The 14,186-nt window shown below is 39.1% G+C and carries 13 protein-coding genes; 7 read left to right on the top strand and 6 right to left on the bottom strand.

What is annotated here, in order from left to right; translation table 11 throughout:
- Positions 1-160: 160 nt before the first annotated feature.
- From GQR87_RS03330 to GQR87_RS03320, 3 genes are all read right to left on the bottom strand, one after another.
- Positions 161-838, bottom strand: a complete 678-nt coding sequence (locus GQR87_RS03330; RefSeq protein ID WP_158966529.1) for an NAD(P)H-binding protein — start codon at positions 836-838, stop codon at positions 161-163.
- A gap of 341 nt (positions 839-1,179) precedes the next feature.
- Positions 1,180-2,619 (bottom strand): sulfatase-like hydrolase/transferase, encoded by a 1,440-nt coding sequence (locus GQR87_RS03325; protein ID WP_158966527.1) that lies wholly within the window; start codon positions 2,617-2,619, stop codon positions 1,180-1,182.
- Positions 2,620-2,682: 63 nt separating this feature from the next.
- Positions 2,683-4,218, bottom strand: a complete 1,536-nt coding sequence (locus tag GQR87_RS03320; protein WP_158966525.1) for a sulfatase — start codon at positions 4,216-4,218, stop codon at positions 2,683-2,685.
- A gap of 315 nt (positions 4,219-4,533) precedes the next feature.
- Here GQR87_RS03320 and GQR87_RS03315 point away from each other — a divergent pair, with 315 nt between their 5' ends.
- Together GQR87_RS03315 and GQR87_RS03310 are read left to right on the top strand one after the other, a co-directional pair.
- Entirely contained in the window at positions 4,534-5,250 is a 717-nt protein-coding gene (locus GQR87_RS03315; protein WP_158966523.1) for a ZIP family metal transporter, read from the top strand.
- A gap of 127 nt (positions 5,251-5,377) precedes the next feature.
- Positions 5,378-6,646 carry a sulfatase-like hydrolase/transferase gene (locus GQR87_RS03310; protein WP_233267386.1) on the top strand — a complete coding sequence of 423 codons (1,269 nt, stop codon included), beginning with the start codon at positions 5,378-5,380 and terminating at the stop codon, positions 6,644-6,646.
- Between the two features lie 13 nt (positions 6,647-6,659).
- On the opposite strand, the gene GQR87_RS03305 is transcribed toward GQR87_RS03310, so the two are convergent.
- Positions 6,660-7,813, bottom strand: a protein-coding gene (locus GQR87_RS03305) for an IS3 family transposase (protein WP_158966521.1) whose coding sequence is annotated in 2 segments (ribosomal slippage) — positions 6,660-7,540 and positions 7,540-7,813 — 1,155 coding nt in all. Because the reading frame shifts where the segments join, the coding sequence is not laid out codon by codon here.
- Positions 7,814-7,934: 121 nt separating this feature from the next.
- On the opposite strand from GQR87_RS03305, the gene GQR87_RS03300 reads away from it, so the two are divergent.
- The 5 genes from GQR87_RS03300 (at position 7,935) to GQR87_RS03280 (ending at position 12,022) form a co-directional block, all read left to right on the top strand.
- Positions 7,935-8,339 carry a hypothetical protein gene (locus GQR87_RS03300; RefSeq protein ID WP_199271683.1) on the top strand — a complete coding sequence of 135 codons (405 nt, stop codon included), beginning with the start codon at positions 7,935-7,937 and terminating at the stop codon, positions 8,337-8,339.
- 162 nt (positions 8,340-8,501) lie between these two features.
- Entirely contained in the window at positions 8,502-9,734 is a 1,233-nt protein-coding gene (locus tag GQR87_RS03295) for a class I SAM-dependent methyltransferase (protein ID WP_158966519.1), read from the top strand.
- A gap of 9 nt (positions 9,735-9,743) precedes the next feature.
- Positions 9,744-10,781, top strand: coding sequence for an NAD(P)-dependent oxidoreductase (locus GQR87_RS03290; RefSeq protein ID WP_158966517.1), 1,038 nt, complete (start codon positions 9,744-9,746; stop codon positions 10,779-10,781).
- On the top strand, positions 10,778-11,353 hold the full coding sequence (gene rfbC / locus GQR87_RS03285) for a dTDP-4-dehydrorhamnose 3,5-epimerase (RefSeq protein ID WP_158966515.1): 576 nt from the start codon (positions 10,778-10,780) through the stop codon (positions 11,351-11,353). Before GQR87_RS03290 ends, rfbC begins: the two co-directional genes overlap by 4 nt.
- A gap of 30 nt (positions 11,354-11,383) precedes the next feature.
- On the top strand, positions 11,384-12,022 hold the full coding sequence (locus tag GQR87_RS03280) for a PIG-L deacetylase family protein (protein ID WP_158966513.1): 639 nt from the start codon (positions 11,384-11,386) through the stop codon (positions 12,020-12,022).
- Position 12,023: 1 nt separating this feature from the next.
- Here GQR87_RS03280 and GQR87_RS03275 read toward each other — a convergent pair whose 3' ends face one another.
- The gene (locus tag GQR87_RS03275) at positions 12,024-12,788 is read right to left on the bottom strand and encodes a sugar phosphate nucleotidyltransferase (protein WP_158966511.1); all 765 of its coding nucleotides are present in this window, start codon (positions 12,786-12,788) and stop codon (positions 12,024-12,026) included.
- Between the two features lie 49 nt (positions 12,789-12,837).
- On the bottom strand, positions 12,838-14,148 hold the full coding sequence (locus GQR87_RS03270) for a DUF4910 domain-containing protein (protein ID WP_158966509.1): 1,311 nt from the start codon (positions 14,146-14,148) through the stop codon (positions 12,838-12,840).
- Positions 14,149-14,186: the final 38 nt, after the last annotated feature.

Raw genomic sequence — 14,186 nt, 5'->3', positions numbered from 1 at the left:
AAATAGGGGATAGCTATGAGTTTTAAACCACGTGCGGTGAACTTAAAAGCAAAAGTTAGGAGCTAGGTTCGAGTTACGAGTTACGAGTTACAAGCCTAAAGCACAAAACGCTTGCACCTATCAAACAGACGCTATCGCCGATTATTAAATAGCGATTCGGCTATATATCCTTAGATAAAGCGATGAAATCACGCCAATGTAATATTTCGACACCATCACAGGCGCTATTTTTAAACAGATTCGCCGCCATAGCCTTTCCCAATTGGGTGGCTGTGATACTTCTAAATTTATTGAAAGAACCAACAAAAAGAGGATCAAGTACTGGCATCACAGCAAGAGTAACTGCCTGACTAAAGCCGTAACGATTAGTAGGGGTCATAATCATGGATGGGTGAAACAAACTCAATCGCTCAAATCCAAGAGCTTTTAAGCCTTCTTCAAGTTCGCCCTTAGTACGTAAATAAAATGATGATGAGCTAGCACTTACACCAACAGAACTTAAAAGTTGAAAATGAGTTACACCTGCTTTTTTACATGCAGTGGCAAAATCTAAAACAGCATTTTTATCAATTTTAATGAAATCTTCTTTACACATTTTTGAGGGTTGACCCACACCCAGTGCACAAATTGCACTGTCATGCCCTTTTAAAAAACATGCATAAGATTTTGCTGAAAAAATATCGATTACATGTTGAACCACAGATTGCCCAGCAACATTCTCAGCTTGCCTTCTGCCTAGTAAAGTTAATTGTTGAACTGATGGTATTTTAGATAACGTTAATGCAGCGTGATTTCCCACAGCACCCGTTGCGCCAAACATAATGATTTTATTACCCATCAGAAACCCAATAGTTATAAGTCAGCAATCAGAGTTAACCCCCAACTAATTAATTTTAACCATGATTTCATAATCTTATGGATCTGCAAAGAATAAATTTGACCTCTGTGACCTGTGGTGAATATTTTCTTTTAAGCTCGTAGCGATTTCTTCCTCATATCTACTTTTGTCTATTCCGGCCTAAAAATGCACCGAAATGATATCTTGCTATACACAGCAGGATGGTAAATATTGTAGTTTTACCATCCTTTACTTCTGTGTTCTCTGTGACCTCTACGGTGAGGTTTTTCCGTTGAAGCTTACCCGAATTTCGTCGCTATTGATTACTCGTACCTGCTTGTTTATTCTAGAAAAAATGTCTCATGGTATCTAGGCATTGCCTTCTCGCGCCACTGCACACCTTCTTGATGGATATGGAACCACTTAGGTTGAATATTAGTCCAGCTCCATGCTTCCATTTCGGCTACCATCTCGCGCACCATAAATGGATGTTTTGCCGCTTGATCATTAGTTTCACTCGGATCTTTATCTACATCAAACAACTGCCAAGTTTTGCCACGCTTAATAATTTTCCAATTATCGCGACGAGCTGCTGCTTCAGAAAAACCTAATCTGTGTCGTACTGCATAAATCATTTCACCCGGTCTAGGGCTACTTCCGGTTTGTAGGCTAGAAAAAATATCTTTGCCATCTAGCTTTTTATCTTTAGGGATTTCAGCTTTAGCCAAATTAGCAAAGGTCGGGTAAAGATCTAAGCTAGAGGTAGGATGCACAAATGTTTTGCCCGCAGGAATATGATTCGGCCAATGGAAAAACATAGGCGTGCGATAGCCACCTTCAAGTACATCACCTTTACGGCCTTGTAGTGGCGCATTGTTTGCCCCTAAAGTGGGTTTTCCACCATTATCACTGAAAAATACAATTAAGGTATTGTCATACTGGCCTGTCGCTTTAAGTGAATCAACTATACGTTTTACCCCGCGATCAACGGCATACACCATGCCAGCATAAATTTTACGTTTTTTGTCTGTAATATTGGGAAACTGTGCCATATCTTCTTCTTTGGCTTGCATTGGCGAATGGGGCGCGTTGTAAGCTAAATATAAAAAGAACGGCTGGTTTTTATCTTCACCGGCTTTTTCGATAAAGTTAACCGCCTCACGAGATAAACCGTCTGTCACGTACTCTTTTTCTTCGACCTCTTTACCATTATGTTCAAGAGGGCGCAGATAACCAAAAATGGCGTGATCTAACCCCTGTTTTTTCTGACGTTGATAAGAAGCGGAAAACTTCTCTGGAAAATAATCATGTCCACCGTTTAAAAAGCCGTAAAACTCATCAAAACCACGGTTATTCGGATGAAATTCAGGCTCTTCACCCAAGTGCCATTTACCAATTGCGCCAGTAAAATATCCAGCCTTTTGTAACACTTTACTAATATAAGTTTCTTCAACAGGGATCCCTAACCCACCGGAACGACTTGATCTAGGTAAATTAAATTGAGAGCCAAATTTATGAGGGTAACGGCCGGTCATAATTCCTGCACGGCTTGGCCCACAAAATGGGTGAGCATTGTAGGCAGACTTAAAAACTGTCCCTTCGCCAGCCAATTTGTCTAAGTTAGGCGTTTTAATATCTTTACTGCCATTGAACCCCACATCGGCGTAACCCATATCATCAGTTAAGATAACTAAAATATTTGGACGTTCTGCTTCTGCATAGGCCACACTGGCCATTAAAACTGAAAAGGCACATAAGCCTTGGATAAATTTTTGTTTCATATTTACCTCAATAACATAAGGAGAAGACTCCCCAGTTAACGTTTTATCGAAAATTAATAGTGTTTATAAATAAGCTTTAGCATGATGCTCGAGCATTTTAAGCGCGGGATCATTCACTCGTGCTAATTCAGCTTTAAGTAAGGTCACCATGTCAGCACGTTGCTTTTTATAAGACTTATCTTTGATTAAATTATTTATCTCAAATGGGTCATTTTTCAGATCGTAGAGTTCGTCACGGTTATCACCTGGATTCCAAACAAACTTAAGTTCAGGTGTACGGATAGCGCGAATGCCAAACCAAGAGCCGTTGTACCACTCATACGCATACAAGGCAGTATCGGGTTGTCCGGCCTCTGCTTTATCTCCATCGGTCATTAAAGGAGTTAAGTTATGCCCATCTAGCTCACCGTCAAGTTGTAACCCCATCCAATCAGCTACAGTGGGCGTCACATCTAACAATGAGACTTGGCGGTTGACAATTTTAGGAACTAAATGCGGGTTACGTATCAATAGAGGCATACGCATAAGTTCATCGTAAGCATATGGCCCTTTGTCATATAGACCATGTTCACCTAACATACTGCCCTGGTCGCCCAGCAACACTATGTGTAGGTCGTCATAAATACCTTCTTGTTTAGCGGTTTCGATTAACTCTCCTACAATACGGTCAACCATTGCAATAGCACCGTAATAGAAAGACCTGGATTTACGCCAATCCATATCACTCATGTGGCCAACATCATGCCACGGCCACCAAATACCGTCTTGAGCTAAGGGTTTATTGACTCGTTTAGCTAGATGGTTTTTCGGTAATTCAAGTTTTGCAGGATCGTACATGCTGGCATAAGGCTCAGGCACTCGGTAAGCTGGATGTGGCTGATTAAAACTCACCACCCCAAAGAAAGGACGATCGTCTTTGGCCATTTTTCTCAACATTTCTTTACCATAAACCACTTTTTTGTAGGCTTCGGTATCTTCATATGTACCGTCTAAGGTAATGAAATATTCGTGTTTTTCACCATTTTCATCTGTCTTACCTGCATAGTACCCCTCTACTTGTGGGACCTTCGAATAAGGCGTATAAACTCGCGAAAAACGTTCCTTGGGTTCATGACCTTGGCCTTCATCAAATTCAGCTCCGCGCAATTCAGTACCTCTAGCGCCTAAATGCCACTTACCCACATGGCCGACAAAATAGCCTGCTTCCGAAGCACTTTTAATTAAGCCGCCTTCTTTCAAATCAAGCTCAGCTAAACGAGTGTGGTACAACTCAACATTATCATCTAACCCTGTTTTATGGCCCCAACGACCGGTATACATAGCAGCCCGCGAAGGTGAACATAAACCAGTAGTGGTCATCGCATTATCAAAACGTGTCGATTCAGCGGCAAGAGCATCGATGTTCGGAGTATGCACTGGGCCACCACGATATGAAAACGTGTCAAAACGCATATCATCAAACATTAGAATGAGTACATTTGGTTTATTTTCCTGCTTTACACCTGCTGTGACTTGGGTGTTTAAGTCAGCAGCATGACACGCCGCTTGGCTCAATATACAGATTGCCAGTAAAGATCGTTTTATTACACTGAAGCTCATATCCTTCGCCCTATAAATTACTAATTTTTGAATCATACAACTCATTTAAATCTATAAATTCAACACTCATTAATATGAGACCTATTTAAACATACTACGTTTAAAAGTAAAACCAAAATTACAACAAACAAAAAACGGACAGTTAACATTTGCCTTATTGATTGGAGACTATCCTGAGAATCGATAAATAATGATCTAAAAGGATTAAGTTATTTCTAACAATAAATTCTACAAGCTGATTGACGGCATGCCAAAATAGATGAGAATACTATTCTTGTTAAATTAATCTGAACTTGGGATAAATTAAGGAAAATTATGTCTCTGCTATTTATTGTCATTATCACCACCCTTTTAGCTGGCTTAGCTATGCCATTGGGTGCGTTTGTTGCCCATAGAATAAAGTTTAAAAAACGTTTATATGACCAAGAGTTTAGACATACTGTAAGCGCTTTTGGGGGTGGCGCATTATTGTCAGCGGTAGCTTTAGTACTGGTACCAGAAGGAATAGAAACCCTAGCGCCATTAGCTGCTTGCTCTTGGCTTATCGTAGGTGGGTTAAGTTTTATGCTGCTGGATATTTTCCTCAACAAAATGAATACCCCAGCGAGCCAACTTGCCGCTATGCTTGCTGATTTTATTCCTGAATCAATTGCTTTAGGTGCAGCTTTTGCAACCGGCAACAGTCATGCATTTTTACTGGCAGCTTTAATCGCATTACAAAATTTACCCGAAGGTTTTAGTGCCTACACAGAACTAAGCTCATCTTCGGTTTTTAAAGCCACAAAAATTATAAAGGTCTTTGCATTAATGGCCATACTCGGTCCAATTGCCGCAGTGACTGGCTTTTTATGGTTAGCTGAATCACCACAAATTGTAGCAGCTGTGATGCTGTTTGCTTCGGGCGGTATTTTGTATGCTATTTTTCAAGATTTGGCGCCACAAGTAAAATTAGAAAAACATTGGGCTCCACCTATGGGCGCCGTGTTTGGTTTTGTTTTAGGTATGTTGGGCTTAATGTTAACTTCAGCATAAAGCACCACAACAATTCTATTTATAGCTTATCCACATAGTGATCATTTTAAGGAAATATTTATAGTACTAAGTTAAGCAAAGCTTCTATATAATCACAATAATTGTCAACAATAAACATTCGTCCTTTATGAAAAAATTCCCCCCCTTTCGTTTAGTGATCATCAGCCTGTTAATGCCATTTGTCTGTTATAGCGCTGACCAACGCCCCAATATTTTAGTGATTTTATCTGATGATTCCGGTTATACCGATTTAGGTAGTTTTGGGGGAGAAATAGACACGCCAAACCTGGATCAGTTAGCCGCAGGTGGTCTTCGTTTTAGTTCATTCTACAGCAATGCTAGATGTAGCCCCACTCGGGCCTCTTTACTAACCGGTGTTGATGCCGCACATGTGGGTTTTGGCGGAGGTGTAGTGGGTGATTGGGTACGAGAAATGCCATTTAAAGCACACCGCGGACGTCTACCCTATGAACAACCGTTAATTTCAGAATTACTTGGTGCCAATGGTTACCAAACCTTGATGGCAGGAAAGTGGCACTTAGGTGGTAGTTACATCAAAGAGCACAAAAAACAAATGAGTCCAGCATGGATAAAAACCCATCCGGGTATGGAATTAACCGGATATGAAATGGAACAGGATTACTTAGGTTTACCACCACAACGTGGATTTGATAAAAGTTTTGTGTTTCACGGTGCACAAGGTAATTTGTTTTTTACTCCAAAAGATAAACACCAATATTATGAAGGCAATCAGGTCGCGAAATTAAACTACGATTATCACTATAATATGCGTTGTTATAGCAAGACCCTATTTAATAAACAAAGATATGGCGGTTGTGACGGTAAGTCGGCAAAAGCATTTTACGCAACCGATGGTATGACAGACCGCGCAATTGACATGATTAAAAGGGCCTCTGGACAAGAACCCCCCTTTTTTATGTACGCGGCTTACCGCGCCCCTCATAAACCATTACAAGCCCCAGAAGAACTCGTACAAAAGTATCTAAAACGTTATGCCGATTTACAAAAAATAGCCGATGACCGCCATCAAGGCCTTGTGAATAAAGGGTTATTTCCTAAAGACGTAAAATTTGTCAACAACAACAGCTTATGGACCAAACAAGATCCAGAAAAAATCGAACAGTTTCGCCTGCAATCAGCGGTACACGCAGCTATGGTTGAAAAGATAGATGAAAATGTGGGCAAACTCATTCAGGGCTTAAAAGACAGTGGCGAGTATGACAACACTTTGATTTTTTTCTTTTCAGATAACGGCGCAGCAGCTCACATAGGAGACCTAATGAACACTCCCTATAAAGGCGTGAAAGCCTTATTGTGGGAAGGCGGAGCGCGCGCGCATGCCATTGCTAGTTGGCCAGGTGTAATGGTCAACTAATTTCGGAGAGATTTTAAGCCGCATTTTTAAGTTCATTATATTTCTGATGTGGTGTCATATAATCTAAGACAGAATGTCGACGTTTATAGTTGTAAAACTGAATATATTGTTCAACTTCGCATATCACTGATTGATGGTTTAAAAATGAAAGGTGATTCAGTCTCTCCGTTTTTAAACTTCTAAAAAAACGCTCCATAACGGCGTTGTCCCAACAATTTCCACGGCGACTCATACTAGGTGTGATATCTAATTGAGCAAGCCGTTCTCTAAATGATATAGCTGAATACTGGACACCTTGATCTGAATGGAACATTAACTTATGTGTGTTGGGTGCTTGACGTTTTATTGCATTATTCAATGCTGTTTTTGTCAATTCCGCGTTAGGCTTTGTCGATAATGCATAACCCACGATTTCTTTAGTTGATAGATCTAAGACACATGCTAAATAGCTCCAGCCATGATGATGTCTGATATAGGTTATATCGCCAACCCAATGAGTATTATAGGTATCAGGACTAAACTGTCGCTTGAGTAAATTGGGCGCATATTTATGTTCAACACCTGAATCTGGATAATAATGTTTCTTCTTAGGCCTAATCGCCTTTATGTTTAGTTTTTTCATGAGTGTAGCCGTTTTATATAAACCAATGTTGTGGTCTAGCGCATTCAGTTCAACCTGCATTCTGCGCTTACCATAAGTATTTCCTGTCACTTCTGCTATCGACTGAATCGATGATGCAATATCATCGCTATTAGGAGGCCTAGGGTGGTAATAATAACGGCTACTACTCACTTCAAATAAACGACATAACTCGGTGGTGGTATAGCCAAGTTGAGCTTTCTTCATTTCTTTCATTACATTAAGTCTGGATTGTTGCGTATGAAGAAAGCGGTGGCTTTTTTTAATATTTCATTATCCCTTAATGCTCGCTTAAGTTGCGTTTCTAACGCTTGGATCCTTTGCTGCTCATCTGTTAATGCCTTGGTGTTTTCTGGTGTAACACCCTGCAACTCAGATTGATATTGACGCTTCCAACGTGATACGGCTGATCTGCCTGCACCTGATATTTCTTCAACCTGTTTATTGGTATACCCATCTTCTACCATCAATTTGGCGTATTCTAATTTCTGTTTCGGGGTGAAGGTTACTTTTGCTTTTCTAGTCATGTTAATACCTACGAGATTTTGTTTATTTTAAGCTATAAATCTCTCCAGTTTCATTAAACCATTACAAGGTGTTATCAAACCCGGTACCATTTCTGATGATCTAGTTTGGGTGGGCGATATTGTGCCAACCTTGTTAGATATTACTAATACAGAGTTCCCTGAAAAATTCCACGATGCAGTTCCAAGAAAACCCGATGGACGCAGCATAGTCGCCACTCTCAAAGGCCAAACTATGTCACCACCTGAAGCCATATATTTTAATGACAAAGGCCAACAGAGTTTGATATATCAAGGCCGCTGGAAACTACTTATTGAAGCAGGTTGGTACTTACAAACCTTAGCTGCGCCAGGTATTAATTCCGAATTATACGATTTAAAAAGCGATCCGGGCGAAGCCAACAATCTGGCCAAAGACAAACCAGAACTAGTTAAAAAATTAACCGCGATGTGCGAGAAATGGAAAGCAGAAAACCAAATAGTGGATTACGCTGAGATCATTAAAATAAAGCCCCAAGATCCATATTAAAAACGACAATTAGAATAAACAGAATAGATATGAGGTCATTATATAAGCCAGACTATATTTGTGCATCGTAATATAATCAAGGAATGTTGAATCGAGCAAAGATATTGTTTATTCTGCTTTAATTATTTAATAGATTTTTACGGCGTCCAAATGGAGACAAGCATGCCTGAAGGACAATGTCGATTATGCAGCCATACTCTCAGTAAAACTTTTATCGACTTAGGAAAGTCACCATTATGCGAAACCTTCCTAACATCAAAACAGCTCAATGAAGAAGAACGATTTTACCCATTATTAACACAAGTATGTGAAAATTGTTTTTTAGTACAGATCGCACAGTTTGTTACCCCACAAGATATCTATTTTGAATATCCTTACTTTTCTTCTTTCTCAAAAAGTTGGTTAGAGCATGCGAGCAGTTATAGCAAGAGTGTTAAAACCCGATTTAAATTAAACAACAATTCACAGGTTGTAGAAATCGCTAGTAATGATGGCTATTTACTTCGTAACTTTGTTAACGCAAATATCCCATGCCTTGGTATTGAACCTGCCCAAAACGTTGCTAAATCGGCAATCGAAAACGGCATCCCCACTCTTATTAAATTTTTTGGGGTGAATACTGCGCAAGAGGTAGTGAATGATTTTGGCCAAGCCGATTTATTGGTAGGAAATAATGTACTAGCTCATGTACCTGATTTGATTGATTTTATTGCTGGAATGAAAATACTATTAAAACCTTATGGTGTGATCACAATGGAATTTCCTCATTTAATGCGCCTGATGGAAGATAGTCAATTTGACACCATTTATCATGAGCACTTCTCTTATTTTTCGTTTCTAACAGCCCAGCGCGCATTTGCTGAACATGGCCTCACTATTTTTGATGTAGAAGAATTACACACTCATGGTGGTTCCTTACGTATATTTGCTAAACACCAAGAATATCTAGAGCTAGCGGTTACACCTGCGGTTAATCAATTACTAGATAAAGAAATAAAGTTTGGATTAAACCAACTCAAAACCTACTTACATTTTGAAAAACAATCCTGTGAAACAAAATACACTCTTTTAGACTTTTTAATTTCTGCCAAAAGAGCCGGAAAAATAGTTGTTGGTTATGGTGCGCCAGGAAAAGGAAATACTTTATTAAACTATTGTGGAATTAGAAAAGATCTCCTTGAATATACAGTAGATTTGAATCCTCTAAAACAGGGAAAATTTACCCCTGGAACACATATTCCAATTCATGCACCCGAGCACATTTTTGCAACTCGACCCGATTATGTATTGATATTACCTTGGAATTTAGCTGAAGAAATTAGTCAACAAATGACAGGGATACGTGAATGGGGTGGTCAATTTGTTGTACCAATCCCCGCAGTCAGAATTTTTTAAGGTGACAAAATGAATGTTTTAATAACAGGTACAGAAGGTTATATTGGGACGCGTTTAGCATCTTGGTTATTGGCCGATAACCACACTGTAACGGGCTTGGATACTGGCTTCTATCGAGAAGGTACCCTTTATCATAACCCTATTGAACAACCTGAATTAATATCTACCAAATGTACAGATTTAAGATATATCAAAGCTGCCTATCTAGCACAATTTGATGCAATTATTCACCTTGCTGAACTGTCCAACGATCCTCTAGGTGAGCACAACCCAGAAGTCACTTATGAGATAAATCATTTAGGCAGTGTGCACCTTGCTCAAGCAGCACGTAAAGCTGGGGTAAAACGATTTATATATGCATCATCTTGCAGCGTTTATGGTGCGGCGCAAACAGATTTTGTCGATGAATTATCACCTGTTAATCCTCAAACTGCCTACGCCAGATGTAAAACTATGGTTGAAAAAGACCTGATATCTATGGCTAGTAATGACTTTAGTGTAGTTTTTTTACGCAATGCAACGGCTTATGGCCCATCTCCAAGAATGCGATTTGATATAGTACTTAACGACTTATGTGCTTTAGCTTGGACCAAAAAGAAAATTGCCATGTTAAGTGACGGCAGCCCTTGGCGACCTATTGTTCACATTGAAGATATATGCGAAGCAATGAGGTGTGCCTTGATAGCACCGATAACCTCTGTAAATGGCGAAATTTTCAATGTAGGGCACAGCGACGAAAACTATCGAATTCGTGACATCGCAAATATGATTGCATCTGTATTCACCGATTGCCAAGTCACTTCAGGTCCGACGAGCGGAGATAACCGCAGTTATCGCGTTTCATTTGAAAAAATAAAAAATCAATTACCTGGTTTTAAATGTAAATGGCAAGCGAAAGATGGAGTAATAGAGCTAAAGCATTTATTTGAGCGCATTGATATGCACGAAAGTATGTATCAATTTAGAGCATTCACTCGCTTGAACCAACTGACCTACTTACAACAAACAAATCAAGTAGACGAAAAATTATTTTGGTTAAATAAATGAAGATATCAACAACGCCTATCAAAGATTTATTGCTTATCACAAGCGATGCATATATCGATAATAGAGGTTCTTTTTCTCGTGTGTGGTGTGCAGAAGCGTTCGAAAAGCAACAGCTAAAAACACAGTTTGTACAATCTAGTATTTGCCATAATGATAAAAAAGGCACCATACGGGGGCTTCACTTTCAATGGCCACCATCAAACGAAGGTAAACTTGTGCGTTGTGTAAATGGTAGCGTTTATGATGTAGCTGTAGATTTAAGGCCAGATTCAGCTACTTTTACCCAGCACTTTGCTTTGACCTTAAATAGCGCACAAAATAATGCCTTATACATTCCAGCAGGGTTTGCACATGGCTATCAAACCTTAGTCGATAATAGTCTGCTTTTATATATGATGTCAGACACTTACCAACCAAAATTAGCGGGTGGGGTTCACTATAACGATAAAACATTCGCAATAGATTGGCCTCTGCCAATCACCCGTATATCAGAGCGGGATGAGAACAATCTTGATTTCGACATGAATTTCTATATATCCAAGTATAATCAAGCGAATACTCGTGATCTTTAATTAACCCATAACAAAAGTTGTACATAACTGATGTCCATTATCGATATGAAAAACATTAATCAATTGCTTTGTATTGGAGCACACTGTGACGATATAGAAATAGGCGCTGGCGGCACCATAATGCGGTTGATTAAAGAGAATCCTATGCTCAATATTCACTGGGTAATATTGACTGGTGCAGATCCAGTTAGAGCTGAAGAAGCGAAACAATCGGCAGCTCTATTTACTGATAACTGTCACAATGTACAAATAGAAATACTCGGTTTCAAAGATGCATTTTTACCTTCACAAAGCACCGAACTTAAACATGAATTTGAGCGCTTAAAACACTCTTTTTCACCAGATCTAATTTTCACACACTACAGCAATGACAGACATCAGGATCATCGAATTGCCGCCGAACTAACATGGAATACATGGCGCAATCACACTATCCTTGAATACGAAATATTGAAATGGGATGGTGATCTTGGTCAACCAAATATTTTTATGCCAGTAAGCCAAAAACACGTTGATAGTAAAGTTGATAATATATATCAGATATTTAAAACCCAACACGGTCGCCAATGGTTTGAGAAGGAGACGTTTCGTTCCTTAATGAGAGTAAGGGGCGTCGAGTGTAACGCTAAATATGCTGAAGCCTTTTATGCTAGGAAAGTAGTTTGGTAGCCTAACGCCACCATACTCGCCAATATTTTAATTTTTCTGTTACCAGCTTATCAAAAATAATTTTATCTTTTAATGTATCCATACAAGCCCAGAAGCCTGTATGCGGATAAGCTAATAATTTTTGTTTACTAATCAGCCTCTTAAATGGTGCTTCTACCAGTTCTTCGCCCTCTTTAATATAACTAAAGATATTTTCCCTGAGTATAAAAAACCCTCCGTTTATCCAAAAATCTGATTCATTAGCCGGACAAATATCATCGACTAAATTGTTCGCATCCATTGAAACAGCATGGAAACTATTAGTCGGTTTAACACTTGCGAAGCTCGCAATTGCATCATTTTTGTGAAAATAGTCGATATAGTCATTAAGCGGTAAGTCTGACAAGCCGTCGCTGTAATTTGCCATAAAGACACTTTCAGAAGTTAAAAATGGTCGCACTAAACAAAGACGTTGAGCAATATTAGATTCTAGTCCTGTCTCTACCAATCTAATTTGCCAGTCATTACCTTCTTCTTGCTTGAGAGTGACGAGATCCTCACACACTGAACCACCAGCTAGTTGCACTTGGTCAACAAAGTACTGTTTTATGATATGACCTTTGTAGCCTAAGCAAAGTATGAATTCATTATGTCCAAAATGTGCATAATATTGCATCAAATGCCACAGAATAGGTCGGTCACCGATCACCACCATAGACTTAGGTACCGTTTCTGTATATTCACGCAGTCTAGAACCTAATCCTCCGCAGAAAAACACTACTTTCATTTGAAATCCTTATCGGCCTTAATTAATTGTGTCGTTAAACATAAGCTAGTCATATTGCCTCATTAAGCAGACCTTTATCTAACAACACTTGCGCAATCTGCGTGAGTTGCTCAAATAAAATTCCTGACTTTATTGCTATGTCTAATAAACTCTTAGTACCATCAGCAAGGTTGAGTATCCACAAAATGGCCATTTGTGATTCACGACTTTCTTGTAAACCACCGATTGATGAATATAACCCATACTTTGATAACTGGGGTTCACCTTTTGCTTGGGTATTAACGTAGTAGCGATTATTTTCAAGAATATCGATAATATTAATACAGGTTTTCATAGATTTTTCGAGTTGTTGAGCATCCACAAAACTCAAATTATCATTTGAAGTATGATATTCGGCAAAGGTTCCAAACGGACTTCTTGATAAACGTCCCACAGCTAAATCAAAACCAGGTGAACAATATTGTCGCTCATCATAACCATAAGGTGAGAAGTCAAATATTTGATGTGAGGCTTGTTGAGCTAGAACATAGCTGGCAACTTTGTCAATTTCTGCATTATGTTGTCGGCTGCGTTTGTAGGTCAAACCAGCTGAATCGCCTAATCCAGTTAACACTAATCCATGCTTAATATTGGCAACCTGATCCTCGTGTGAGGCTAACCAAGTAATGGCCCCTATGGTGCCAGGAATAAAAAGCACGCGGTAGGAATAATAAAGTGATTGTTCACTTAAAAACTTGGCTAAAAAGGCCGCTACCGATATGCCGGACAAATTATCATTCGCTAAAGAAGGGTGACAAATATGGGTAGAAATTAACACTTCTTGTTTTGACTGCCCCGGAATAAGCAGTTCGCCATAAGTTAATGCGCCCTTTGTCAAACTAGCGTCAATACAAACTTCATATTCACCATCAGGCATTGCATCAAGTTGATTTTGAGTTAAACAAAACCCCCAACTTTCTTTATAATAAGATGTACGATAAGGGATAACATTTGGTTGTTCTGGCAATGTAAAAATATGTTCTTTGAGTTCATCAAGGCTTAACAAACCTGAGAAAGGTATACTGTAATTCAGCACATGTAAGTTAGATTGATGAAAATCTACGATTCGATTTCCATGTATATCTTTTACATAAGCATCGTAAATATTCCACTCCCGAGGCACAGACCAATCCAATACCTGTGTGCCACTTGGTACTTCAATTACCTCAAGATCGATCAATTTATTGATGATCATTAATGTCTGACGTACACCATTACCAGTAATACTTCGACAAATGGGAAATAGCTCCTCCACTAAAGCAAAAAGCTTCTTGCCTAGTCGCTGTTCACTTGTTTGTTCATAGAGCTTTTTTACTAGCATATTTGTTCCATTATTTATTGGCCATTGATTAAACGACA

The sequence above is a fragment of the Paraglaciecola sp. L3A3 genome, from assembly GCF_009796765.1.
Classification (GTDB): domain Bacteria; phylum Pseudomonadota; class Gammaproteobacteria; order Enterobacterales; family Alteromonadaceae; genus Paraglaciecola.
The sequence above is the reverse complement of the archived record's forward strand: the minus strand, read 5'-3'. Positions and strand labels throughout refer to the sequence as shown.

Coding starts and splice junctions, on each gene's coding strand:
- GQR87_RS03280 (WP_158966513.1), top strand. CDS start 11,384: ATGTCCATTATCGATATGAAAAACATTAATCAATTGCTTTGTATTGGA.
- GQR87_RS03320 (WP_158966525.1), bottom strand. CDS start 4,218: ATGAGCTTCAGTGTAATAAAACGATCTTTACTGGCAATCTGTATATTG.
- rfbC (WP_158966515.1), top strand. CDS start 10,778: ATGAAGATATCAACAACGCCTATCAAAGATTTATTGCTTATCACAAGC.
- GQR87_RS03270 (WP_158966509.1), bottom strand. CDS start 14,148: ATGCTAGTAAAAAAGCTCTATGAACAAACAAGTGAACAGCGACTAGGC.
- GQR87_RS03325 (WP_158966527.1), bottom strand. CDS start 2,619: ATGAAACAAAAATTTATCCAAGGCTTATGTGCCTTTTCAGTTTTAATG.
- GQR87_RS03290 (WP_158966517.1), top strand. CDS start 9,744: ATGAATGTTTTAATAACAGGTACAGAAGGTTATATTGGGACGCGTTTA.
- GQR87_RS03295 (WP_158966519.1), top strand. CDS start 8,502: ATGCCTGAAGGACAATGTCGATTATGCAGCCATACTCTCAGTAAAACT.
- GQR87_RS03330 (WP_158966529.1), bottom strand. CDS start 838: ATGGGTAATAAAATCATTATGTTTGGCGCAACGGGTGCTGTGGGAAAT.
- GQR87_RS03315 (WP_158966523.1), top strand. CDS start 4,534: ATGTCTCTGCTATTTATTGTCATTATCACCACCCTTTTAGCTGGCTTA.
- GQR87_RS03275 (WP_158966511.1), bottom strand. CDS start 12,788: ATGAAAGTAGTGTTTTTCTGCGGAGGATTAGGTTCTAGACTGCGTGAA.
- GQR87_RS03310 (WP_233267386.1), top strand. CDS start 5,378: ATGAAAAAATTCCCCCCCTTTCGTTTAGTGATCATCAGCCTGTTAATG.